Here is a 24,801-nt window from a genome sequence, read left to right on the forward strand (position 1 = left end):
ATATAAAACGTAAAGGGAACGGTATCTATCTGGAATGAGTGGAAATCTCAGGTTTTCGTGGTATTGCAAGAAATAAGTTTTTACTATTTTTCTGAATCCAATGCTTAATATGGTGATATTTAAATGAATTTTATTCGTTCGAAACGTCGATGGGTTGTATTGTTAGCTATTGTGACCGTTATCACATTGGTTCTGGGATATTTTCTGTATAGGCCAGAAGCGATTAAATATCAGACAGTCTCTATCATTAAAGGCGATTTGGAAAAAAATGTACTGGCAACGGGGAAATTGGACGCGGTCAGAAAAGTGGATGTGGGCGCACAGGTAAGTGGTCAGTTGCAGAATTTGTATGTTGAAGTGGGTGATAAGGTGACAGAAGGCCAGTTATTGGCATTGATTGATCCTAAACCTGCGCAAAACCAGGTCAAAGAAGTTGAAGCCACGATCAAAGAATTGAGTGCTTATTTGATAGAAGCCAAGGCACAATTGGAATTGGCGCAGGTGACATTACAGCGTCAGAACAATCTGGCAAAAGTACAGGCTGTCTCACTCCAGGAATTGGATCAGGCTAAAACGGACGTTGAAGTAAAAAGAGCGAAGGTAGAAACTTTGCTGGCGCAAATCAGTAAAAATCAGGCCAGCCTTGATACTGCTCAGACTAATTTGCAATATACCCGGATTACCGCGCCAATGGATGGTATCGTTGTCAATATCAAAACCCTTCAGGGGCAAACAGTCATTGCGGCACAGGAAGCCCCGACTATTCTGACACTGGCTGATCTGGGAACGATGTTGGTAAAAGCGGAAGTGTCAGAGGCCGATGTTATTTACCTGAAACCGGGCCAGAAAGCTTCTTTTACTGTATTAGGCGCACCGGATAAAAATTTTCCAGGGGTGTTGAAAGATATTTTGCCGACGCCAGAAAAGATTAATGATGCCATTTTCTTCTATGCCCGCTTTGAGGTGGCTAATCCTCAGCAACTTTTGCGTTTGCAAATGACCGCCCAAGTGAAAATTCAGCTTGATTCCCATCGTGATGTGTTAATGATCCCGATCTCTGCTCTGGGTAAACAGATTACGCCAACTCGCTATGAGGTGGATATCTTGAATGGCGATAAAGAAGAGAAACGAGAAGTGACCATTGGTGTGCGCAATGATGTAAATGTACAGATTCTATCTGGCCTGAAAGAACATGAGCAGGTGATCACTGGTCGTAGTGAAGAAGTCGAGGATGAGTAATGGATGCGTTACTTGAGCTGAAAGGTATAGAGCGCAGCTATCCCGCTGGTGAGCAGCAGGTAAAAGTACTGGATGATGTCACCTTGTCTATTCATGCCGGTGAGATGGTTGCCATTATCGGCGCGTCAGGTTCGGGTAAATCGACACTGATGAATATTCTTGGTTGTCTTGATAAACCCAGTCAGGGTGAATACCGGGTCGCAGGACAGAATGTTGCTGAACTGAGTGATGATGAATTGGCAGCACTAAGGCGGGAACATTTTGGCTTTATTTTTCAGCGTTATCATTTGCTAACTCATTTGACCGCTGAACAGAATGTGGAAATTCCTGCTATCTACTCAGGAGCCTCTAAAGCGGTACGTCGCCAGAGAGCCATAGAATTACTTGGTCGTTTGGGGCTTGAAGAGAGAACCTGCTATCGTCCGGGGCAGCTTTCTGGTGGACAGCAGCAGAGGGTTAGTATCGCCAGAGCGTTGATGAACGGAGGGCAAGTCATTTTAGCCGACGAACCAACGGGAGCGTTGGATAGCCATTCCGGCGAAGAGGTGATGGCGATCCTCAAACAACTGTGTGAACAGGGGCATACCGTCATTATTGTCACTCATGATCCGAAAATCGCGGCGCAGGCACAGCGCATTATCGAGATCAAGGATGGTCATATTATGAGTGATTCTGGTACGAAAATAAGCAAAAAAGTCACTAAGGTCCCGTCGTCAACATCAAAAATATCTTCAATACGCCAGACCCTTGGGCGGTTTAATGAAGCTTTATTTATGGCATGGCGAGCGATGGTTGCCAACAAGATGCGCACTTTACTGACTATGTTGGGGATTATCATTGGTATTGCTTCTGTCGTGACTATTTTGGTTATCGGAGATGCGGCTCGGGCATCGGTATTATCCGATATTAAAGAGATTGCGACGAATACTATTGATATTTATCCGGGAGAAGATTTTGGCCTTGATGATCCGGTCAGTATGCAAGCGCTAAAAATAGAGGATTCAGACGCGATTAAAGCGCAGCCCTATATTCTGGCGGTTTCACCAGAAATTGAGGGGCAAATGCGCCTTCGTAAAGGGAACATTGATGTTGCTTCAAGAGTGACTGGCGTTGGTGATGAGTTTTTTCAGGTTTATGCTCTGCGCTTTGCTCAGGGAATGGGGTTCTCATTGGATATGATACGCCGTCAGGGGCAAGTTGTGGTTATTGATAAAAATATTCAGCGTAAATTGTTTCCTCACCAGAAAAATGTGATTGGGGAGGTGATTTTGGTGGGTAATATGCCGGCCACAATTGTGGGAGTGATATCTGATAAGAGAGCTGCATTTGGCAGTAGCAAATCATTACATGTCTGGTTGCCTCATAGCACGATGACCAGCCGTCTGATGAACCGAAATTATCTGGATTCAATTACTGTCAGAATAAAGGATGATTATAACTCTAAGGATATAGAAAAGAAGATAGTTCAATTGCTCACTTTGCGCCACGGCAAAAAGGATGTTTTCACCTATAACGTGGACATGATGGTAAAAGCAGCGGAAAAAACGGCCCATACTTTACAACTGTTTTTGACGATGGTGGCGGTGATTTCACTGATAGTTGGTGGTATTGGCGTCATGAATATTATGTTGGTTTCAGTAACTGAACGTACAAGAGAGATCGGCATCCGTATGGCAGTAGGCGCAAGAACCAGTGATGTGATGCAACAGTTTCTGATAGAAGCTATTTTGGTTTGTCTGGTTGGTGGCGTTTTGGGCATTGCACTCTCTTATATGATTGCATTTATCGCTCAATTAGCGCTCCCTGGCTGGAGCTTTGTTTTCCAGCCTGTTGCTTTACTCAGTGCTTTCGCCTGTTCTACCGCAATTGGGGTGATATTTGGGTTTCTGCCGGCCCGTAATGCTGCTCGTCTTGATCCAATCGAAGCGTTGGCAAGAGAATAAGCGGAAATAATATGACGCCGCAGGTAATTGCCTGCGGCGTATGAAAATAATACCTGGTTATGACCCACAGGCCAGGCTATTTAGCCTTTGGGTTCGTTTTCAAGAGGAACAATAATACTGGCATGATTTCCCTTTGGTCCTTGGTGAACGCTGAAATTCACCTTTTGGCCCGCTTTCAGCGTCCGGTAACCGTCCATCTGAATGGTTGAGTAATGAGCGAATATATCTTCTCCGCCGCTTGCCGGGCAAATAAACCCAAAACCCTTAGCATTATTGAACCACTTAACAGTACCTGTCTCCATACTTTTACATCCCTCGTCTAATGATTTCGGTTGAGATGAGCCATTAATATAACAGTCGTAAACAATCACATGTAAACAGTGGCATTATCTATGTTTGTTCACAAAACATACTGTAGTAAAAATCAAATTCTCGTCAAGCACAGAACAAATGTCTGGTTGTTTTGAATGACTAAAGTTTGATATAGATAACGATATGAGTTTCGTTCATGCACTTTTATGCCGAGTTTTCATAGGGGAATAGTCTGTGGTAAAAGGAGTTGCCCAGATAATGATAAGATAAATGGCAACATAATTTATTTGCTGGCAGTGGCTGGTTTTAGAGATTAATCCGTTGGGAAAATAATGAGCGAGTATCATAACAATTTGAAAAGTAAGGAATCTATTAAGGATGAGCGACAACAAAAACTGCAACCGCCGTCAATGTATCAGGTCATTCTTAACAATGATGATTACACTCCGATGGAGTTTGTAGTTGACGTATTACGAAAGTTCTTTTCTTATGATATTGAACGGGCAACGCAATTAATGTTGGATGTCCATTATCAAGGGAAGGCTGTTTGTGGGGTTTATACTGCTGAGGTGGCAGAAACTAAAGCAGCCCAGGTAAATATGTATGCCAGGGAGTATGGGCATCCATTACTTTGTACGCTGGAAAAAGTTTGACCAGGTATACTGATTTTTAGGGGGAGGTGCTTATGCTCAACCAAGAGCTTGAACTTAGTCTTAATATCGCCTTTGCTAAAGCACGGGATAACAGACACGAGTTTATGACCGTGGAGCACTTATTGCTGGCGTTGTTAAGTAATTCATCAGCGCGTGAAGCATTGGAAGCCTGCAAGGTCAATCTGGCTCAATTGCGTAAGGAGCTGGAGAATTTTATTTCACAAACGACACCGTTGTTACCTGAAAATGATGAGCGGGAGACTCAGCCAACGTTGAGCTTCCAACGTGTTCTTCAGCGCGCGGTATTTCATGTTCAATCCTCTGGGCGTTCAGAGGTTTCTGGTGCTAATGTGCTGGTGGCTGTTTTTAGCGAACAGGAGTCTCAAGCGGCTTATTTGCTGCGTAAACATGATGTGAGTCGTCTGGACGTGGTTAATTTCATTTCTCACGGAACTCAAAAAGAGGACTCGGAATCGGATCATCAGGAGACAGGCACGCAATCAGCAGAAGAGCAGCTTACAGGAGAGGATCGGTTGGAAAATTTTACAACTAATCTTAATCAACTCGCTCAAAGAGGACAGATTGATCCATTGATTGGCCGCCAGGATGAGTTAGAAAGAACAATTCAGATATTGTGCCGCCGTCGAAAAAACAACCCATTGTTGGTCGGAGAATCGGGGGTTGGTAAGACAGCTATTGCAGAAGGGCTGGCGTGGCGGATTGTGCAAAAAGATGTACCGGAAGTGATGGCAGATTGTACGATTTATTCGTTGGATATTGGTTCATTGCTAGCGGGAACTAAATATCGTGGCGATTTTGAGAAGCGCTTCAAAGCATTGTTAAAAACCCTTGAGCAGGATAGAAAAAGTATTCTATTTATAGATGAAATCCATACCATTATCGGTGCGGGGGCTGCGTCAGGGGGGCAGGTCGATGCGGCTAATCTGATTAAGCCATTGTTATCCAGTGGACGTATCAGAGTGATTGGTTCTACGACCTATCATGAATTCAGTAATATTTTTGAAAAAGATCGGGCATTAGCGCGTCGTTTTCAGAAGATTGATATTGTTGAGCCTTCACCCGAAGAGACAGTACAGATTATTAGAGGGTTGCGGCCAAAATATGAGGCGCACCATGATGTACGTTATACCACGAAAGCTATCCGTGCTGCGGTTGATTTATCGGTGAAATACATTACTGATCGCCACTTACCGGATAAGGCGATCGATGTGATCGATGAAGCTGGGGCGCGTACTCGTCTGGTGCCGATTAGTCGCCGTAAAAAAACGATTAATGTGTCGGATATTGAATTCGTCGTTGCCCGGATTGCCCGGATTCCTGAAAAAACCGTTTCTGCCAGTGATAAAGATGTCCTAAGAACGCTGGATGAGCGGCTGAAAATGTTGGTATTCGGTCAGGATACCGCGATTGCGGCATTGACCGAAGCTATTAAGATGAGTCGTGCAGGGTTGGGGCAGGATAATAAACCGGTGGGTTCTTTCCTACTTGCAGGTCCGACAGGCGTAGGGAAAACGGAAGTCACCGTACAGCTTGCTAAGGTGTTGAATATCAAATTATTGCGTTTTGATATGTCAGAATATATGGAGCGCCATACAGTAAGTCGTTTAATTGGTGCACCACCGGGATATGTTGGTTTTGATCAAGGAGGATTGCTTACGGATGCTGTGATTAAACATCCTCATTCAGTATTGCTGCTTGATGAGATTGAAAAAGCACATCCAGATGTATTTAACCTGTTATTGCAAGTCATGGATAACGGTACTCTGACTGATAACAACGGGCGCAAAGCGGATTTTCGTAACGTCATTTTAGTCATGACAACGAATGCGGGTGTACGTGAAACACAGCGCAAATCCATTGGATTTAAGCAGCAGGATAACAACTCCGATGCAATGGAAGAAATTAAGAAAGTGTTTACACCGGAATTCCGTAACCGTCTTGATGGTATCATCTGGTTTAATACGCTTTCTATTGAAGTCATTCAACAGGTAGTTGATAAGTTCATTGTCGCCTTGCAAGCACAATTGGATGAAAAAGGCGTTTCGCTGGAGGTCAGTGCGGATGCTCGTCAATGGTTATGTGATAAAGGCTATGATAAAGCAATGGGTGCTCGTCCAATGGCGCGGGTTATTCAGGATAGCTTGAAAAAACCGTTGGCAAATGAACTCCTATTCGGCTCATTAGTTCACGGTGGTTCGGTGAGTATCGGCTTGGATAAGGCAAAACGCATACTGACTTACGATTTCAGCAATGCTTATAAGCAGAAGCCGGAAGATGTAGTGCACTAATAGAAGAGCGACACCACAGGTGAATACAAAGTTGTTAAATACAAAGTTGCTACCTGTGGTGTAATATCTGAAAACGGTAATGAATCAGCGGCTACGGAAGACGATACGGCCTTTGCTCAGGTCATATGGGGTCAGCTCAACTGTAACCTTGTCGCCTGTCAGGATGCGAATATAGTTTTTACGCATTTTACCTGAAATGTGAGCAGTGACTACGTGCCCGTTTTCTAATTCAACGCGGAACATAGTGTTTGGTAGTGTGTCTAGCACAGTACCTTGCATTTCAATATTGTCTTCTTTGGCCATCTAATCCTCTAAGTTTAATAACCATCGTTTTTAACGGGCAAGATAATGCCGAAAAACCCTCATTATGTAAAGGAATGTTGTATTTTAACCCGTTATTTTGCAAATAGTGCATAGTGATATTTATGTTATCAGCAACATGAATCGGTCAAATGTTGATTATAATTCCAGTACTTGTTGTAACCAGCAACCAGGTTTTAATGACCGATTTCTGAATTGATAAAGATACTGAATAAATTCTTCCCTGGGGATCTCTTTTGCACCCAGTGAAGCTGTGTGATGGTTAAGCACTTGGCAATCCAGTAGTTCACCACCGTGTCGCAGAAAATGGTGATAGAAGGCAATGAACGCACATTTGGATGCATTCTCCATTCTGCTGAACATAGACTCACCGCAGAATAGTGTGCCAACGCTGACACCGTACAAACCACCAACAATCCGCTCATTGTGCCAGACTTCTACTGAATGCGCTTGTCCTATCTGATATAATTTTTTATAACCTTGTTGAATATCCTTGCCTATCCATGTTCCTTCCTGCCGTTGAGCACAGAAATGAACCACCTGTTCAAAAGCATGATTCACCGTAATATGGTATGGGGGATTGCGCAGAAACCGGCGTAGGGTTCGGCCGATATGCAATTCACCCGGAATGATTACCGCACGCGGATCGGGGGACCACCAAAGTGGCATTTCACTGGGTAAAAACCAAGGGAAAATACCTTGATGGTAGGCTGCATTTAATCGCTTAGCGGATAAATCTCCCCCGACTGCCAGTAGGCCGTTAGGCTCCGTTAATGCTTCTTTCGGGTGAGGGAAATCATATGAATCAGCATCCAGTTGAATTATTGGCATCATGTGTTACTGCCCCGGTTTAAGACGAATCTGATGTGGTCGCTGATAAAACTGATAATAGCGACCTTGCTGAGCTAGTAATTCATTATGCTGCCCTTGTTCAATAATAGTGCCGCCATCCATGACGTAAATACGGTCCATATGGTCAAGCCCGTACAGGCGGTGGGTGACAATAATCAGTGACTTATGCTGACAATGCTGATGCAATAGAGATAGAATTTGTTGTTCAGTATCCGCATCGAGTCCTTCCGTAGGTTCATCCAGTAACATCAGTGGCGCCGAGTGCAGTAACGCTCTGGCAATTCCCAAGCGGCGCTGTTCACCGCCTGACAACTGACGACCGCCTTCGCCCATCCAGCAGTTTAGTCCCTCATTGGTTTCCAGTAGATTGCTTAAACCTACCTGTTTCAGCACAATTTCTAGTTCATTATCGGTTGCATTTGGTTTTGCCAGTAATAAATTCTGTCGTAAAGTATGACTGAACACATGAACACGTTGTGAAACAACCGATATCATACTGCGCAGAGTTGATTCGTCATAAGCAGTAATAGAATGCTGATTCAGACAGATTGAGCCTGAATCAATATCCCAGGCCCGGGTCAATAATTGTAGCAAGGTAGATTTACCACAACCGGTTTTGCCTAACAGCGCGACATGTTCCCCTGCTTTCAAGCAGAGAGAAACATTTTTCAGGACGGCCATTGGCTGATCAGGATAAGTGAAACTGATATTTTTGATATCAATACTGGCTTGAGCTGAACTTTCCGGCCCTGATGTAGGAAAGGTTACTTCCGGTTCTTGTTGCATCAATTGAGAAACCCGGGTTGCAGAGGTAATGACCTGTCCTAGATGTTGAAATGCAACAGTGACGGGACCCAGAGTTTCAAATGCGGCAAGAGAACAGAAGACGAACAGTGCGATTAATGCCCCCGGTTGTTTGTTTCCCCCCACGCCGTTAGCTGCCAGCCATAAGATCAATGTGACAGTCATACCGGTGGCAAAAATCATAACTGCCTGTGACAAGCCGGTTAGATTCGCTTGCTGTTGCTGACGTCTTAACCAACGTGACTCAATATCAGCCATTGACTTGCGGAAACGGCCAGCAGCACCGAATACCATCAATTCGGCTTGTCCTTGCAATGCCGCTGTGAGTTGGGTGCGGTATTGACCACGCAGAATAGTCAGATTGTGGCCAACGGATTTACCTGCGTTATAAAATACTGATGGCAGCAGGATCAACAGAGCCAGCATAATACCGCCAAGGATATAGGCTAATGTGAGATCCAGAAAGCCAAGGCCGAAAGTGAGGACCATGATAACGATAAGAGCTGATAATATCGGCGAAATCACCCGTAAATAGAGATGATCCAATGTTTCAACATCAGCAACTAGTCGGTTTAATAATTCTCCTTGGCGAAAACGAGCTATTCCTCCCGGTGAAAGTGGCAAGATTTTCTGAAAGGCAAAAACCCGTAAATGTGCCAATACCCGGAAAGTGGCATCATGGCTAACCAACCGTTCAGCATAGCGCCCGGCAGTTCGAAGAATGGCTGAGCCACGGACACCGGCCGCCGGTAGCATATAGTTGAATGTATAACCGGCAAGACCTGCTAGTGCTGCGCCTGCAAGGAACCAGCCAGAGAGGGTCAGTAAACTTATGCTGGCGAGTAGTGTAACAATGGTCAGAACCATGCCTAAACTGATAAGAAACCAATGACGGCGATAGAGCGCCAGAAAAGGAAGCAATACCCGCATAATTACAGCTCCTTACTTCGATGGGATAACAGGCGGGTGAATACCCCTTGAGATTGGCTTAGCGACTGGTAATCTCCCTGTTCAATAATCAACCCCTTTTCCATGACCCAAATCTGATCATATTCCAGCGTTTCTTCCAATTGATGGGTAACTAACAGGGTCGTCTGATGATGAGATGCCTGATTGAGTGTTTCCATCACCTGTTGTTCGCTATGCGCATCCAGGCTGGCGCCAGGCTCATCCAGTAATAATAACCGGCAAGGTTTCAATAGGGCACGGGCAACAGCGATACGTTGGGCCTGACCAACGGATAATCGTGCTGCATTATCACCGATGATGGTATTCAGCCTATCGGGTAAATCGTGAATAAATTCGATGACGTATGCTTGTTCCATAACCTGATGGATTTGTTGTTGATTGGCATTAGGTTGGTTCAGACGAATATTATCAAGCAAAGTCTGCTCAGGCAGATGTGGATTTTGTCCAACCCAGCTCAGTTGATTACGCCATCTCTGTTGATCCAACTCACACAGTTCGGTGCCATTAATTTGTATTGAACCACGATAGGGCAGGAACCCTAACAGTAAATTCAAGAGGGAACTTTTACCTGCTCCACTTTGACCAATTAATGCCACCCGTTGATTTTTCTCTATAGTAAAATTCAACGGGCCAGCAAGCCGGTTGCCGTCGTGGGCCAAAATTTCCAGATTATTAGCAATGATGGTCAACGGATCTTGGGGGGGAAGTGTTTTATCACCACCGGCAGGTGCATATTCACCATCACTGCTCAATAAAGTCACTAATGCTTCGGCGGCCCCAATCGCCTGTGCTTTAGCGTGATAATAAGTACCCAGATCGCGTAATGGCTGAAAAAATTCTGGGGCGAGGGTTAACACCAGAAAACCGGCAAACAGGGTAACACCCATCCCGTAACTGCCAAAATTAAGCTCCCCCAAATAGGAGAAACCGAAATAAACAGCGACAACGGCAATAGAAATGGCTGCAAAGAACTCCAGCACCGCAGAGGAAAGGAACGCTAATCTCAGCACTTCCATCGTTCTGCAACGGAAGTTTTCGGTGGATTCGTTGATTTGTTGTATTTCTACTTTGCCGCGATAAAACAAGCGCAACGTTTCTAACCCACGTAACCTATCAAGAAAATTACCGCTTAACCGCCCTAATGCGACAAAATTACGCCGATTAGCGTCTGCGGCGCCTAAACCAACCAGCGCCATAAATAGCGGGATCAGGGGAGCAGTAGCGAATAAAATTAGCCCGGCAGCCCAGTTAACAGGGAATAGGGTGATCAGAATAAGAATAGGGATTATGACGGCGAGAGACATCTGTGGCAGATAGCGGGAATAATAATCCTGCATATCTTCTATCTGCTCAAGAATAATGGTTGCCCAGCTACCGGCTGGTTTACCCTTAACCCACATTGGGCCAAGTTGTTCCAGCTTATCCAATACCATAGCGCGGATTTTCTGACGCACGACTTTGCCACAGATAAAACCGATTCGTTCCCGAATGGCACTGATGATAGCTCGTAACACAAAGGTGGCTGCTAGCAACCAAAATTCGTTCGTAATGTGCTCGCGTGGAAGATTATCCATGATTAAAGCTTGCAGAATTGAGGCCAGTAGCCAGGCTTGAGCAATAATCAATAATCCATTGATTAAGCCAAATAACATGGACAGGCGGAGCCAGCGTTGGGCCGGGGCACTTTGCTGTTTCAGCCAGCGAACCAATTCATACTGTCTTGTTTTGTCCATAAGGAAAAATTCTAATTTAACAGGTGAGAGTAATGGTGTACCAAAAGGCTGGACATATCCTATGTGTCAACATCCTGCTGATATGTTACATGTTAAAAAGCGCTACCGAAATAGCGCCTTGAAAGAAAAAGAATTTATTTAGCGGCTAGCCCATCCAGGAAACGTTCTGCGTCAAGGGCTGCCATACAACCTGTACCGGCGGACGTAATTGCCTGTCGGTAGGTATGATCCATGACATCACCGGCGGCGAATACACTGGGAATAGAGGTCTGAGTGGCGTTACCCTGTAAACCGGATTGAACTTTGATGTAACCATTATCCAGTTCTAATTGGCCTTCAAAGATAGTGGTATTGGGAGTATGGCCGATAGCAATGAAGGTGCCGGTAACCGCCAATTCTTCTGTAGCGCCACTTTGGGTATCGCGTAGGCGAACACCGGTAACACCCATATCATCACCGAGTACTTCATCTAGAATACGATCGGTGTGCAGGATGATATTGCCATTTTTGACTTTATCCATCAGGCGATTAATCAAGATCTTCTCTGAACGGAAGGTATCACGGCGATGAATTAGATGAACTTCCGCTGCAATATTTGCCAGATATAAGGCCTCTTCTACCGCAGTATTACCACCGCCAACAACGGCGACTTTCTGGTTACGATAAAAGAAACCATCACAAGTTGCACAGGCTGAAATACCACGCCCTTTGAATGCCTCTTCAGAAGGTAAACCTAAGTAACGGGCAGAAGCACCTGTTGCGATAATCAGTGCGTCACAGGTATATTCTTGTTCATCACCATAAAGGCGTAAAGGCCAGTTTTGTAGATCAACTTTTTGAATATGGTCAGAAATGATTTCAGTTTGGAATTTTTCAGCATGTTGGTGCATGCGCTCCATTAACCCTGGGCCGGTCAAATCTTCAGGATCGCCTGGCCAGTTTTCGACCTCGGTGGTTGTAGTCAATTGACCGCCTTTTTCAACCCCGGTAATAAGAACCGGATTTAAATTTGCTCGGGCAGCATAAACCGCAGCGGTATAGCCTGCTGGACCGGAGCCAAGAATAATGAGTTTGTGGTGTTTGGCGGCGCTCATGAATACCTCATTTCCATTTATCACCTATCGAATATCGAACGATTGTAGGAGAAATAGGAGGGTAAAAAAAGTTAAAAGACTCATGTTACTAACGATTTTACCGATAGATATTAACTAACAATGATTTTAACCTGAGAAAAGTGTCCTTTTAGTGCTGTTTGGATTTTATTTGCTCGTTTTCAATTAATGATAGACTATCGAAACGATTAACTGAAAATTTGTTCCACAGGTTGTTCTGATTTTTGCTCATTTACTTTGACAATCGGCTGTGCATTTGCGAAAACATCACTGTAAGAGATAATTATCCACCTCGCTAAATTCGTTTCTATAAAAATCGACATGCGGATAATTCCCTCTAGTGTAGCATTAAAAAAATGGCCTGTGAGTTGCACGCTGATAGAGCGAGGCTTTAACTTTAAGACATCTTTTCCAACTCAAACTCAAGAGATAGGGGAAAATGTTATGGGTGTAGGAAAATAAAGAGAGATCAACAAAATGATAGATAATAAAAAACGTCCGGGAAAAGATCTTGATCGCATAGATCGTAATATCCTAAATGAGCTACAGAAAGATGGGCGAATTTCTAATGTAGAACTGTCTAAACGGGTAGGTTTGTCTCCAACCCCGTGTTTGGAGCGTGTTCGTCGTCTGGAACGCCAAGGGTTTATTACTGGATACACGGCATTGCTGAATCCTCACTATTTGGATGCATCTTTGCTGGTATTTGTTGAAATTACCTTAAACCGTGGTGCTCCAGATGTTTTTGAACAATTCAACGCTGCTGTACAAAAATTGGAAGAGATTCAGGAATGCCACTTAGTTTCCGGTGATTTCGACTATCTATTGAAAACTCGCGTACCAGACATGTCAGCTTATCGTAAGTTGCTAGGCGAAACTTTGTTGCGTTTGCCAGGTGTTAATGACACCCGCACATATGTTGTGATGGAAGAAGTTAAGCAGAGCAATCGTTTGGTCATTAAGACTCGCTAAAATCTTACCAAAAATGTACAGGTGCAAAACTGGAAAAACTTAGGTACACTCCTGTTTATGCATACAGTTTCAACGCTGAGCTATCTCGGCGTTGTTCCGTTAAATTAACAGGAAACCTGGAGAGCCTTTCTTGAGCCAGGAATATACAGAAGATAAAGATATTAAATTAAAGAGACTGAATAGTGGGCGCAGGCTGTTAGAAGCTGTGTTGCTTGTCATTGTTATCCTAGCGGTTTATCTGCTGGTCGCACTTGTCAGTTTTAACCCTTCTGATCCCAGTTGGTCTCAGACTGCATGGCATGAGCCAGTGCATAATTTGGGTGGTGGTGTGGGTGCATGGCTGGCCGATACGCTGTTTTCTGCATTTGGCATTCTAGCTTATGTCATCCCGCCAGTGATGATATTGGGTTGCTGGACTGCTTTTAAGCAACATGATGACCGAGAGTATGTCGATTTCTTTGCGTTGGCTTTGCGCGTTATTGGTGCATTGGCAATCGTTTTGACTTCATGTGGATTAGCGGCACTGAATGTTGACGATCTCCATTACTTTGCTTCCGGCGGTATTATTGGCAGTCTGTTTAGTAGTGCGATGTTGCCCTGGTTTAATGAATTAGGTGCAACTTTGGTCTTGCTGTGTATTTGGGCAATTGGGTTGACGTTATTTACTGGTTGGTCATGGTTAACCATTGCTGAAAAAACGGGAGCAGTAATTCTGGGAGCAATAGGATTTATTACCAATCGTAGCCGTAATGAACAGGAATATATGCCATACGGTGAAACGGCTATTGAGAGGGAAGATCCCGCCGATGATAAAACAGAATCTGAATTTACAGCGGCTGATATTGATCATGATGATGTACTATTTACAGCACCTTCAGCCGTAGAATTAGCAAAAGCTGAACTGGACGAACCAGAATCGGTGAAAGCAGAAATCGAACAAGAACAGCCAATAGATATTCCTACCACTAATATGGCTGATATTGATGCTGAACCTGAAATTCTGGTTAATACATCCGATGATATTGCACGGCCTCAGTCATTAGTAGAAGAGAGTGAAAAGAATAATGACGAACCTGTTCGTTATGTATTTGAAACGCCTGCTGAGTACCATTTTGAACCTATATCTGAATTTAATCGTGAAGCGACGCCAACATTTGAGCTCGTCGAAAATAGCCGGAATGGCAGCGACACCTTCACTTTTATGCTTGAAACAGAACCAAAAAATGCTGTAGCAGCAACCTCAACCTCTGCAATGGTTATAACAGGCAACTCTCAGGTTAAGCAAGGAATCGGGCCAGAGCTACCCCGTCCTAATCCTGTCCGTATTCCAACCCGCCGTGAACTGTATGGCATTAAAGTGCCTTCACAACGTCTTGCAGAACAACAGCGTGAAGAAGAGGTCAAACAACAAGTAGGAGTAGGTGGAGCGGATGATGATATTGAGTCTGATAAACAGCAAGAAGCGTTGCTGAGTCAGCAGTTTCTTGAACAACAGCGCGAGCGTTATCGTATTACGGCGGATACAGAAGAACAGACTCCAATCCAGCCTCAGATAAGACAGAATCTATTTGAGCTGGAAAATGAGCCTTCGGTGGAAAAACGGGTTCAAACAGCGACAGAGACTGTCAAACAGACAGTTGAGCAGCCGCAATATAAGCGTTATCAGGAGCAAGGTCACCAGGAGAAAAAAGAGCTTTCTGCTCTGGAGAGTTTATCGATTTTAAATAACTTTTCACCGGTTGAAGATTTAGTTGAAAAAGAGCCGGCAGAGCCGTTATTTATGCCTTCTGTTCAATCAGCACCGGAAAATCAATCAGAACGACCCACAGAAATTGCTTTTGCGCCAGCACCTGTACACAATGTTGTGCAGCAACCGCAGCAACCGCAGCAACCGCAGCAACCGCAGCAACCGCAGCAACCGCAGCAACCGCAGCAAGATAGCTTATTCCATCCGTTTTTAGTTCGTAACGATCAACCGTTGCCAAAACCAACGACACCAATGCCTTCGCTCGATCTGCTAACCAGTCCTTTAGCAGAAGAGGAACCCGTTGATATGTTTGCCCTTGAGCAAACGTCCCGTTTGATTGAAGTGCGTCTGAGTGATTATCGAGTTAAAGCTGATGTTGTGGGTTTTTCACCCGGTCCGGTGATTACCCGGTTTGAACTGGATTTGGCTCCGGGTGTTAAAGCCTCACGTATTTCCAACTTATCAAGAGATTTAGCACGTTCTCTATCAGCGGTCGCTGTGCGTATTGTTGAAGTGATTCCGGGTAAACCTTATGTTGGCTTGGAATTGCCGAATAAAAAGCGCCAGACGGTCTATTTGCGTGAAGTATTGGATTGTGAAAAATTCCGCGATAATCCGTCACCACTGACAATTGTGTTGGGTAAAGATATTGGCGGCCAGCCGGTTGTCGCTGATTTAGGTAAAATGCCGCACTTGCTGGTGGCGGGTACAACCGGTTCGGGTAAATCTGTTGGTGTCAACGCTATGATCCTCAGTATCCTCTATAAAGCAAAACCAGAGGATGTCCGCTTTATTATGATTGACCCGAAAATGTTGGAGTTGTCGGTTTATGAAGGTATTCCGCATCTGTTAACCGAAGTTGTTACCGATATGAAAGATGCTGCTAATGCACTGCGCTGGTGTGTCGGTGAAATGGAACGCCGTTATAAACTGATGTCTGCATTGGGTGTGCGTAATCTGGCGGGTTATAACGAAAAGGTTAAGCAGGCAGAAGAGATGGGACGCCCAATTCCTCATCCATTCTGGAAGCCGGGTGACAGCATGGATGCTACTCATCCGGTGCTGAAAAAAGAACCGTATATTGTTGTTATGGTCGATGAATTTGCTGACTTAATAATGACCGTCGGCAAAAAAGTCGAAGAGCTGATTGCCCGATTAGCACAGAAAGCGCGTGCTGCTGGTATCCATCTGGTTCTGGCGACTCAACGTCCATCTGTCGATATTATTACCGGTCTGATTAAAGCCAATATTCCGACTCGTATTGCCTTTACGGTTTCCAGCAAAATTGATTCCCGCACCATCCTTGATCAAGGCGGCGCTGAATCTTTGTTAGGCATGGGGGATATGCTTTATCTGGCGCCAAACTCCTCGATTCCGGTGCGTGTTCACGGTGCATTTGTTCGGGATCAGGAAGTTCATAAAGTGGTTAATGATTGGAAAGCTCGCGGTCGTCCAGAGTATGTTGACAGCATTCTCAGTGGTGGTGATGATGCTGAAGGTGGCTTGGGTCTTGATAGCGACGAAGAGTTGGATGCCCTGTTTGATCAGGCAGTTCAATTCGTGACGGAAAAACGACGAGTTTCGATTTCTGGCGTCCAGCGTCAATTCCGTATTGGTTATAACCGAGCGGCGCGTATTGTGGAACAGATGGAGGCACAACAGATTGTCAGTGCTCCGGGTCATAATGGTAATCGTGAAGTATTAGCCCCACCGCCACATGAGCACTAATTATTGAATATTGAAAACTCTGATAGTAAATCACTCAGGTAATAACGTTGAGAAAGAAGTAATAACGTTGAGAAAGGTATCTCTTACATGAAAAAGCTGATATTGATTGGTTGTTTAATGGTTGGCATGAATATCAATGTGGCATGGGCAAATGCCAGCCAGAATTTGCAGGAACGTTTGGGTAAAGTAAATAGTTTTCATGCCAGCTTTACTCAAACCGTCACCAGTGATGATGGGGCAACAATTCAGGAAGGCGAGGGGCAATTGTGGGTGAAACGTCCAAACCTATTCAACTGGCATATGACATCACCTGATGAAAGTGTCTTGGTATCGGATGGTAAAACATTGTGGTTTTATAATCCATTTGTTGAGCAGGTAACGGCTAATTGGTTGAAAGATGCCACAGGTAACACGCCGTTTATGTTAATTACTCGTAACGATGCTAAAGATTGGTCCCAATATAAAATTAGCCAGCAAGGGAATGATTTTGAACTGACGCCGAATAATGTCACTGGTAATCTGAAACGTTTCTCGATTACCGTTACGATGGATGGCACTATCCAAAAATTTTCTGCTATTGAGCAGGATGGACAAAAGAGTGCTTATCAATTAAAAGGGCAGCAAAATACCCATGTGGATGCGGCAAAGTTCAGTTTTACGCTACCGAAAGGCGTTACGCTGGATGATCAGCGCCAGTGAGGTTTAAGTGAACAACCTGTCACTCAATTTTTCTCAAAATGAATTTCAGCCATTGGCCGCGCGTATGCGGCCGATGACATTAGAGCAATATATCGGGCAGCGGCATTTACTCGCTGAAGGAAAACCTCTGCCAAGGGCTATCCGGGCTGGACAACTGCACTCCATGATTTTATGGGGGCCACCGGGGACGGGCAAAACAACATTAGCTGAAATTATTGGGCATTATGCTCAGGCTGATGTTGAACGGATATCTGCGGTCACTTCCGGTATCAAAGAGATACGTGAATCGATTGAAAAAGCGCGTCAGAACCGGAATTCAGGGCGTAGAACTATCCTGTTTGTTGATGAAGTACATCGTTTTAACAAAAGCCAACAGGATGCTTTTCTGCCACACATTGAAGATGGCACGATCACCTTTATTGGTGCGACGACAGAAAATCCCTCTTTTGAACTGAATTCCGCATTACTTTCACGAGCGCGTGTCTATCTACTTAAGTCATTGACAACAGAAGAGATTGAGCAGGTTCTTGAGCAGGCTATGAATGATAAAGAGCGTGGTTATCGTGGACAGAATATCGTTTTGCCTGAAAACACCCGTCGTATGGTGGCGGAACTGGTTGCAGGCGATGCTCGTCGCTCACTGAATCTGCTTGAAATGATGGCGGATGTGGCAGAAACCGATGCTCAGGGGCTGAGGGTTTTGACACCGGGGCTATTGAAAGAAGTCAGTGGAGAGAGAAGTGCGCGTTTTGATAATAAAGGTGATCGTTATTACGATTTGATTTCAGCACTGCATAAATCTATTCGTGGTTCTGCACCTGACGCTGCGCTTTATTGGTATGCTCGAATTATTACTGCCGGTGGTGATCCATTATATGTTGCCCGTCGTTTATTGGCTATTGCTTCCGAAGATGTTGGTAATGCCGATCCTAGAGGAATGCAGGTAGCGATTGCTGCATGGGATTGTTTTACCCGTGTTGGGCCGGCAGAAGGTGAAAGGGCGATTGCTCAGGCTATTGTTTATCTTGCTTGTGCACCGAAAAGTAACGCTGTTTATACCGCTTTTAAAGCAGCAATGGCTGATGCGAAGGAAAAACCTGATTATGATGTTCCCGCACATTTGCGCAATGCACCGACAAAATTGATGAAAGGGATGGGGCTTGGCGAGGAATATCGTTATGCCCATGACGAACCTAATGCTTATGCTGCGGGTGAAGTTTATTTTCCGCCTGAGATGCGGGAAACTCGTTATTATCATCCGGCTAACCGAGGATTAGAAGGTAAAATAGGCGATAAACTCGCCTGGCTTGCTGAACAGGATCAAAATAGCCCGATAAAACGCTATCGCTAACATTATTGTTGCGGTAAGGTTGGCAGGTAAAATATCTTATGGCCCATCAACTTGTGTGGGCCTATTCACATCATCTATACCCAATGGATTTCAAGATCCATCGCGACGGCAAGGGAGCGAATCCCTGGGAGCATAGATAACTATGTGACCGGGGTGAGTGAGTGCAGCCAACAAAGAGGCAACTTGAAAGATAACGGGTATAACTTAATAACGACAAGCACAGGACTAGCATGCTCGATCCAAACATACTGCGTAATGAGCTAGACGCAGTCGCCGAAAAACTGGCTCGCAGGGGTTATACCCTTGACGTGGATACGCTGCGCAAACAAGAAGAGCGCCGTAAAGTTTTACAAGTTGAAACTGAAACCCTGCAAGCAGAACGTAATTCCCGATCGAAAGCTATTGGTGCAGCAAAAGCCCGTGGTGAAGATATTGATCCGCTACGTCAGGAAGTGAACCAGTTAGGTGAAAAGTTGGATACAGCGAAAGCCGAACTGGAAAAACTTCAAGCTGAAATCCGTGATTTGGCTTTAAGTATCCCTAACATTCCAGATGACTCTGTACCGGTAGGTAAAGATGAGAACGACAATTTGGAAGTGAGCCGTTGGGGTGAGCCAGGTAAATATGATTTTGAAATTCAAGATCATGTTTCATTAGGTGAATTGACCAATGGTCTGGACTTTGCCGCTGCGGTTAAACTAACCGGTTCACGCTTTGTGGTGATGAAAGGGCAAATTGCCCGTCTGCATCGGGCCTTGGCGCAATTTATGCTAAACCTTCACACAGAACAGCATGGCTATTTGGAAACTTATGTTCCCTATTTGGTAAACCATGAAACCTTATATGGTACGGGTCAATTGCCGAAATTTGGTGAAGATCTTTTTCATACTAAGCCGCTGGAAGAAGAGGCGGAAAGCCATTACGCGCTGATCCCAACTGCTGAAGTTCCGATAACCAACTTGGTTCGTGGTGACATTCTGGATGAAAATGAATTGCCATTGAAAATGACCGCTCATACCCCTTGCTTCCGTTCAGAAGCGGGTTCTTATGGCCGTGACACTCGTGGCCTGATCCGTATGCACCAGTTTGATAAAGTTGAGTTGGTTCAGATTGTTCATCCTGATGAATCAATGGATGCATTGGAAGCATTGACAGGACATGCAGAGAAAGTACTGCAATTACTGAACCTGCCATATCGTAAAGTTTTATTGTGTACCGGTGATATGGGTTTTAGCGCGTGTAAAACTTATGATTTGGAAGTGTGGTTACCGGCTCAGAACACATATCGTGAAATCTCTTCCTGTTCTAATATGTGGGATTTCCAGGCGCGCCGTATGCAAGCACGTTTCCGTGGCAAAGAAGATAAGAAAACTCAATTACTCCATACCCTGAATGGCTCTGGTTTGGCAGTTGGCCGTACTCTGGTTGCCATTATGGAAAACTATCAGCAAGCCGATGGTCGTATTGAAATACCCGAAGTATTGCGTCCATATATGGGTGGTTTGGAATATATTGGTTGATTATTGTATTAATGAAAAGCGCCAGATTTGGCGCTTTTTGCTGTCTATTTTATTAATTACAAATTTACTGAAAATAAAATTACCAAATTCAGTAAATAATAAATGTATCTTTATCTTTTAGTTAACTAAAGTCGATGACTTCTCCTTACTGATGAAAATGCTACGGTAAGATGAATAATAGCTGGCGAAAAATATTGGTATAGTGACTAAAAAGCCTAAGCCGAAAGTCACTATAGAAAGTGTCGTCATTAACGCAAAGATAATAAAGAATAGGAAACCGGGTAATAAATTCTTCTTCACAACTTCTAGGCTCATTGACACGGCAGCACCAAATTTCAAATTATGGATAACGATTAATGCTGGTGCGAACTAGGTTAAAGCAGCAGCAATGATGTTGAAGATAAACAGAATAAAGACACCAAGAAGTAATGGAGACAGATCACTTGGGAATATTTCAGTAGGAACTTCACCATATTGACTAGCTAAGAAGATGTTAATCATGGCACTACCGCCGAGAATAAACATTGCTATGATACCAAGAAGCATAATGCCAAATGATAAGGCACCAACGCCAAGTAGTGACGCAAAGTTTTGCTGAAATCCGCTGAATAACAGCCCTAGTTCAAATTCTCCGGTAGTTCTCTGTTTTTCACACAGAGCAATAATGCCTCCAGCTAGTACTGAACCCAAAATCCCTGCAAATATCCCAAGGAAAGGAATAAGCTGTAAACCAGATATGATAATGAAATAAATGATACTAAGTAGTATCCACATACCTAATTTACGTTTGACGAGACCCCATGCTTGACTAATCCATCCCATACCTTCGACGCTACTGAGGGATTGACCTCCAAGGATAAATACCTCTTGATTGTTGTATATACCCGTCATCTTTCAAGTTGCCTCTTTGTTGGCTGCACTCGCTCACCCCGGTCACATAGTTACCTATGCTCCCGGGGATTCACTCCCTTGCCGTCGCGATGCATCTTGAAATCCATAGGGTATATAGCGTTGGAATTAAAATTTAGGTTCTTATTATCCATGTATTTTCCAATTTAATTATTAACTTGTAATTTATTGAATCGCTTTTTCTGTCTGCATCTTCAAAGTTACAGTCAGCTGTAAAAAGCTGGCAAGTATAATATATTAAATTTATTAATCAACAAGCACTAAATAGGAGTAATTAACTAATGATGTGATGTATTTTCAAGCAATTCGTTGCTGTCTGTTTTTTAACTTCAACAAGTGGTTTTTTCATTACCTAAATAACTAAGCTATCTTTGTAATATATTGTGGTTTCTATCATATAAATTAATTAATATTTATATTTCAATGCCGATTTTTCATCATAGATTATTTAACTGGTTTATGAGAAAATTTACTTTTGTAGTTGAAAACATCATTAAAGATAGTTGTTTTTGGAAAATAGATTATCTGATTAAACTATTTATATCCTTATTATCCTTATTATCCTTATTATCCTTTTTCATGGGATATAAGCATTAATAAAGTCTATTTTTGTTTTTCATTTTTCAACGATAGATTTATGATAGGCCGATTTTAAACCTGTTATTAAAAATCATTGTTTTAACTTCTGATTTTAATCAGTATAAGGTTTTAACGGTTGTTTTTACCACTTTTGATGCCTGTTTTATATTAAGTTTAATTTTGAGTATTTAAGATATCGCGGTTTGGCATAATCAATGCCACATAATAATGCTGTGAGTAACAGGATTCGTATATTTAATTAAATCTTTTTTATATAAAATTTTTAATAACTCTATATTTGTGCTTTTAAATGATTACGGCAGGTTAAATAAATGTAAAATGAGCGGGGGATAAAATCGTCGATAAATGTATTAAACATGACAGGGAATAAACCATTTTTAGCGCCTGTACTTTTTTAAAGTTTGGCATTAATGGTATTAAAATCAAGGCCCATTTTTTTAATAGTTTTTAATCTTGTTAAACGGTTCTATTTTTTGCTGTTAATCTAAGAATTTTCCGGCTTCTTTTAATGACTTATCTGATTTTTCGAAAACGTATTACAACTATGTAAAATCTTTTGTTTAAGCAAGTTTGTTTAATGCAGTGATTTGTCATTTTGTCATTTTGTCACTTTGTTAATCAGTTTAGACCCGTTTTCCCTGATGTTTTTTCTTCCAATATCAGTATAACTTCGAATTTTTTTATTCGTTTTAAACGATCCTTAAGTGGTTGACGCTCTGTGATAAAAATGCAGCTTAAACGAGTTTAATCGGGGAAAAATGGCATCATAAAAAAACAAACCTCGTTTTAAATAGCGAGGCTTGTCAGCCTAAGTATTTTTTAGCTAGTTAAAATGTGGATGATTTTTCCTTACCGATAAAAATGCTGCGGTAGGAGGAATAATAACTGACTAAAAGTACTGGCATAGAAATTAGAAAACCTAAACCAAAAGTCATTAGCGAGATTATGAAAATGACTGTTACGGTGATAAAGAATAATAAACCGGGCAATAAATTCTTTTTCACCGCTGCCAAGCTCATTGATACGGCAGCACTAAATTTCAAGTTATGGATGACAATTAACGCTGGTGCAAACCAGGTCAATGCAGCATTCACAATTGAGAAAACCATCAGAATAAAAACACCAAGAAATAATGAGGGCAGACTATTTTGGAGCATTTCTACTGAGATTTCACCATGTTGAGCGGCGGCTAATAGGATATGAATTATGGCACTACCACCGACAATAAACATTGCGATAACACCGAGGAGTATAATACCAAGCATTAAAGTACCAACGCTGAGCAGTGACGCAAAATTTTTCTGAAATCCGCTAAAGAGTAGTCCTAATTCAAATTCTCCGCTAGTCCTCTGTTTTTCGCACACGGCAATCATGCCACCGATAAATACAGGGTTAAAAATACAGGTAAATATCCCAAGGAAAGGAATAAGCACTAAACCAGCTATACACATAGAATAGATAATGTAGAGCAGTATCCACATGCCCCATTTATTCTTGACAAGTTGCCATGCTTGGCCTATCCATTTTACACCTTCTATGCTACTGAGGGACTGACCATCAGGAATGAATACTTCCTGATTATCTTCGGGTATAACATTGGGACTTAAGTTTAGGTTTTGGTGTTCCATATATTTTTCCAATTAAGTTTGTTGATTCATAATATTTTAAATCGCTTTTTTGGCTGCATCTTGGAAGATGTAGTCAGATTGAGAGATTAGGTAAACATATTATATTAATTCCATTGTTCAACAAGTATTAAATATAAGTGAAGACCAGAAAATATAAATAATTTTCTACAAATTGTTGCTAAATGTTTTTAATTGTATCAAATTGATAATAATTGTAATAAAGTGTTTCAATGTTAACTGATGGCTGAATTTAATTAATTTCTAACCTATAAAATCGGAATGATTTTAATTCCATTGGGTATTTTTTTCTGTAGAATGGAAAGCCCTACTATTGGACGGTATCTTTGATATTTATAGAACGAATCAATCCGGGATTCAGGAGTTATATTACACTATAAAGGTAATTGAGGCGACGATAGTTGATTTAGCTGTTTATCACCCCCATTCGATAACACATGCTGGCGCACAGCCGCAGGAAACGATATCTTTACGTTATAAGAGTATCACATGGACTCATCATATAGCAGGGACAAGTGCTTATAGTATTTGGGATGATCGCGTTTATTAATTTATTTGCCGGTAAAATAGTGTTGTTTTACCGGCAAAATTACCATTTGTTTTTCCTATAATATTTACCATGAGCAATCATGTATACAACATTGTAAATAATAACTAAAACAATAGAGCTATAAAATAAAAAATCATTATCAGTTGTAGATACATCGAAAAATGGAATGTAATCAAAATTAAAAACATATAGATGATAACAAATAAATGACATTGCAAGTAATAAAGATGAGAAATTAACATAGACATTATCAGATATTAAAAGATTTTTAAAAGCAAAATATAGGGGATAAAGTATGAGTAATGAAAAAATGATATATGCATAGCTCATTTCTATCTTATTCCTTAATATGATCTATATTGTCTATAAATAGTATCTGCATCACCATAAGCTTGAAGGTTCTATTTAACTTTCAACAATTACAACTTCTTTCTACTTCTATCATGTGCAATCATATATGTAATACTACACAATATAGCCAGTACAATAGAACTATAAAACACAAAGTCATCATCTGAAGTAGATACATCAAAAAACGGAATATAGTCGAAATTAAAGACATATAGATGAAACGCGATAAATGCTATCAAAAGCAATGCTGCTGAAAAGTTAACATAGACGTCATAAGACATTAACAGCTTTTTAAAAGTGAAATATAGGGGATAAAGTATGAGTAAAGAAAAAATAATGTATATGTAGCCCATTTTTACCCCCTAATATGACTTGTATTGTCCATATACAGTGTTCACATCTCCTATAATTTCAAGAGCGACATCTTTGTAATTCATTGTCTCTATACCTTGTCGTTTTAAACCATCAAGAAGATCAGCAT

Annotated in this window: 18 protein-coding genes and 1 pseudogene; 10 read left to right on the top strand and 9 right to left on the bottom strand. The window is 42.4% G+C overall.

From position 1 onward, the window contains the following. The first annotated feature begins 123 nt into the window (after positions 1-123). A complete protein-coding gene (gene macA / locus LG003_RS14080; RefSeq protein WP_112878988.1) occupies positions 124-1,239 on the top strand; it encodes a macrolide transporter subunit MacA in 1,116 nt (371 codons plus the stop codon). Further along, complete coding sequence (gene macB, locus LG003_RS14085) at positions 1,239-3,182, top strand: macrolide ABC transporter ATP-binding protein/permease MacB (protein WP_262981004.1); 1,944 nt, start codon at positions 1,239-1,241, stop codon at positions 3,180-3,182. Before macA ends, macB begins: the two co-directional genes overlap by 1 nt. 80 nt (positions 3,183-3,262) lie before the next feature. Here the strand turns inward: macB and cspD are convergent, their stop codons facing one another. After that, entirely contained in the window at positions 3,263-3,484 is a 222-nt protein-coding gene (gene cspD, locus LG003_RS14090; protein WP_036814644.1) for a cold shock-like protein CspD, read from the bottom strand. A gap of 342 nt (positions 3,485-3,826) precedes the next feature. Between cspD and clpS the strand changes: the two genes are divergently transcribed. Together clpS and clpA are read left to right on the top strand one after the other, a co-directional pair. Beyond that, entirely contained in the window at positions 3,827-4,147 is a 321-nt protein-coding gene (clpS, locus tag LG003_RS14095; protein ID WP_112878986.1) for an ATP-dependent Clp protease adapter ClpS, read from the top strand. 32 nt (positions 4,148-4,179) lie between these two features. Then, positions 4,180-6,456 carry an ATP-dependent Clp protease ATP-binding subunit ClpA gene (gene clpA, locus LG003_RS14100; RefSeq protein ID WP_112878985.1) on the top strand — a complete coding sequence of 759 codons (2,277 nt, stop codon included), beginning with the start codon at positions 4,180-4,182 and terminating at the stop codon, positions 6,454-6,456. 84 nt (positions 6,457-6,540) lie between these two features. Here the strand turns inward: clpA and infA are convergent, their stop codons facing one another. The 5 genes from infA to trxB form a co-directional block, all read right to left on the bottom strand. Continuing rightward, complete coding sequence (gene infA, locus LG003_RS14105) at positions 6,541-6,759, bottom strand: translation initiation factor IF-1 (protein WP_002211347.1); 219 nt, start codon at positions 6,757-6,759, stop codon at positions 6,541-6,543. A 156-nt stretch (positions 6,760-6,915) separates the two neighbouring features. Continuing rightward, a complete protein-coding gene (aat, locus tag LG003_RS14110; protein WP_112879011.1) occupies positions 6,916-7,608 on the bottom strand; it encodes a leucyl/phenylalanyl-tRNA--protein transferase in 693 nt (230 codons plus the stop codon). A 6-nt stretch (positions 7,609-7,614) separates the two neighbouring features. Then, on the bottom strand, positions 7,615-9,363 hold the full coding sequence (cydC, locus tag LG003_RS14115) for a heme ABC transporter ATP-binding protein/permease CydC (protein WP_262981005.1): 1,749 nt from the start codon (positions 9,361-9,363) through the stop codon (positions 7,615-7,617). A gap of 2 nt (positions 9,364-9,365) precedes the next feature. Next, on the bottom strand, positions 9,366-11,135 hold the full coding sequence (cydD, locus tag LG003_RS14120) for a heme ABC transporter permease/ATP-binding protein CydD (RefSeq protein ID WP_262981006.1): 1,770 nt from the start codon (positions 11,133-11,135) through the stop codon (positions 9,366-9,368). 134 nt (positions 11,136-11,269) lie between these two features. Then, positions 11,270-12,229 (bottom strand): thioredoxin-disulfide reductase, encoded by a 960-nt coding sequence (trxB, locus tag LG003_RS14125; RefSeq protein ID WP_262981007.1) that lies wholly within the window; start codon positions 12,227-12,229, stop codon positions 11,270-11,272. Between the two features lie 495 nt (positions 12,230-12,724). On the opposite strand from trxB, the gene lrp reads away from it, so the two are divergent. The 5 genes from lrp (at position 12,725) to serS (ending at position 20,264) form a co-directional block, all read left to right on the top strand. Further along, positions 12,725-13,219: a leucine-responsive transcriptional regulator Lrp gene (gene lrp, locus LG003_RS14130; protein ID WP_011145896.1), complete on the top strand. Its 495-nt coding sequence runs from the start codon at positions 12,725-12,727 to the stop codon at positions 13,217-13,219. Between the two features lie 130 nt (positions 13,220-13,349). After that, positions 13,350-16,694, top strand: a complete 3,345-nt coding sequence (locus tag LG003_RS14135; protein ID WP_262981008.1) for a DNA translocase FtsK 4TM domain-containing protein — start codon at positions 13,350-13,352, stop codon at positions 16,692-16,694. Positions 16,695-16,781: 87 nt separating this feature from the next. After that, a complete protein-coding gene (lolA, locus tag LG003_RS14140) occupies positions 16,782-17,393 on the top strand; it encodes an outer membrane lipoprotein chaperone LolA (protein ID WP_112878980.1) in 612 nt (203 codons plus the stop codon). A 7-nt stretch (positions 17,394-17,400) separates the two neighbouring features. Then, complete coding sequence (locus LG003_RS14145; RefSeq protein ID WP_262981009.1) at positions 17,401-18,744, top strand: replication-associated recombination protein A; 1,344 nt, start codon at positions 17,401-17,403, stop codon at positions 18,742-18,744. 230 nt (positions 18,745-18,974) lie between these two features. After that, positions 18,975-20,264 (top strand): serine--tRNA ligase, encoded by a 1,290-nt coding sequence (gene serS / locus LG003_RS14150; RefSeq protein ID WP_112878978.1) that lies wholly within the window; start codon positions 18,975-18,977, stop codon positions 20,262-20,264. Positions 20,265-20,381: 117 nt separating this feature from the next. On the opposite strand, the gene LG003_RS14155 is transcribed toward serS, so the two are convergent. The 3 genes from LG003_RS14155 to LG003_RS14165 form a co-directional block, all read right to left on the bottom strand. Continuing rightward, complete coding sequence (locus tag LG003_RS14155; RefSeq protein WP_262981010.1) at positions 20,382-20,579, bottom strand: hypothetical protein; 198 nt, start codon at positions 20,577-20,579, stop codon at positions 20,382-20,384. 54 nt (positions 20,580-20,633) lie between these two features. Further along, positions 20,634-21,155 (bottom strand): BPSS1780 family membrane protein, encoded by a 522-nt coding sequence (locus LG003_RS14160; protein ID WP_262981011.1) that lies wholly within the window; start codon positions 21,153-21,155, stop codon positions 20,634-20,636. 1,445 nt (positions 21,156-22,600) lie between these two features. Further along, positions 22,601-23,401, bottom strand: coding sequence for a BPSS1780 family membrane protein (locus tag LG003_RS14165; RefSeq protein WP_240000912.1), 801 nt, complete (start codon positions 23,399-23,401; stop codon positions 22,601-22,603). Between the two features lie 328 nt (positions 23,402-23,729). On the opposite strand from LG003_RS14165, the pseudogene tssD reads away from it, so the two are divergent. Beyond that, positions 23,730-23,969: pseudogene (gene tssD, locus LG003_RS14170) on the top strand (type VI secretion system tube protein TssD); the annotation flags it as partial. Positions 23,970-24,801: the final 832 nt, after the last annotated feature.

The organism is Photorhabdus kleinii (assembly GCF_025384885.1).
Taxonomy (GTDB): domain Bacteria; phylum Pseudomonadota; class Gammaproteobacteria; order Enterobacterales; family Enterobacteriaceae; genus Photorhabdus; species Photorhabdus kayaii.

What these genes read in the sequence shown, in the direction of transcription:
- macA (WP_112878988.1), top strand. Translation starts at nt 124, where the DNA reads ATGAATTTTATTCGTTCGAAACGTCGATGGGTTGTATTGTTAGCTATT.
- macB (WP_262981004.1), top strand. Translation starts at nt 1,239, where the DNA reads ATGGATGCGTTACTTGAGCTGAAAGGTATAGAGCGCAGCTATCCCGCT.
- cspD (WP_036814644.1), bottom strand. Translation starts at nt 3,484, where the DNA reads ATGGAGACAGGTACTGTTAAGTGGTTCAATAATGCTAAGGGTTTTGGG.
- clpS (WP_112878986.1), top strand. Translation starts at nt 3,827, where the DNA reads ATGAGCGAGTATCATAACAATTTGAAAAGTAAGGAATCTATTAAGGAT.
- clpA (WP_112878985.1), top strand. Translation starts at nt 4,180, where the DNA reads ATGCTCAACCAAGAGCTTGAACTTAGTCTTAATATCGCCTTTGCTAAA.
- infA (WP_002211347.1), bottom strand. Translation starts at nt 6,759, where the DNA reads ATGGCCAAAGAAGACAATATTGAAATGCAAGGTACTGTGCTAGACACA.
- aat (WP_112879011.1), bottom strand. Translation starts at nt 7,608, where the DNA reads ATGCCAATAATTCAACTGGATGCTGATTCATATGATTTCCCTCACCCG.
- cydC (WP_262981005.1), bottom strand. Translation starts at nt 9,363, where the DNA reads ATGCGGGTATTGCTTCCTTTTCTGGCGCTCTATCGCCGTCATTGGTTT.
- cydD (WP_262981006.1), bottom strand. Translation starts at nt 11,135, where the DNA reads ATGGACAAAACAAGACAGTATGAATTGGTTCGCTGGCTGAAACAGCAA.
- trxB (WP_262981007.1), bottom strand. Translation starts at nt 12,229, where the DNA reads ATGAGCGCCGCCAAACACCACAAACTCATTATTCTTGGCTCCGGTCCA.
- lrp (WP_011145896.1), top strand. Translation starts at nt 12,725, where the DNA reads ATGATAGATAATAAAAAACGTCCGGGAAAAGATCTTGATCGCATAGAT.
- lolA (WP_112878980.1), top strand. Translation starts at nt 16,782, where the DNA reads ATGAAAAAGCTGATATTGATTGGTTGTTTAATGGTTGGCATGAATATC.
- serS (WP_112878978.1), top strand. Translation starts at nt 18,975, where the DNA reads ATGCTCGATCCAAACATACTGCGTAATGAGCTAGACGCAGTCGCCGAA.
- LG003_RS14155 (WP_262981010.1), bottom strand. Translation starts at nt 20,579, where the DNA reads ATGAGCCTAGAAGTTGTGAAGAAGAATTTATTACCCGGTTTCCTATTC.
- LG003_RS14160 (WP_262981011.1), bottom strand. Translation starts at nt 21,155, where the DNA reads ATGACGGGTATATACAACAATCAAGAGGTATTTATCCTTGGAGGTCAA.
- LG003_RS14165 (WP_240000912.1), bottom strand. Translation starts at nt 23,401, where the DNA reads ATGGAACACCAAAACCTAAACTTAAGTCCCAATGTTATACCCGAAGAT.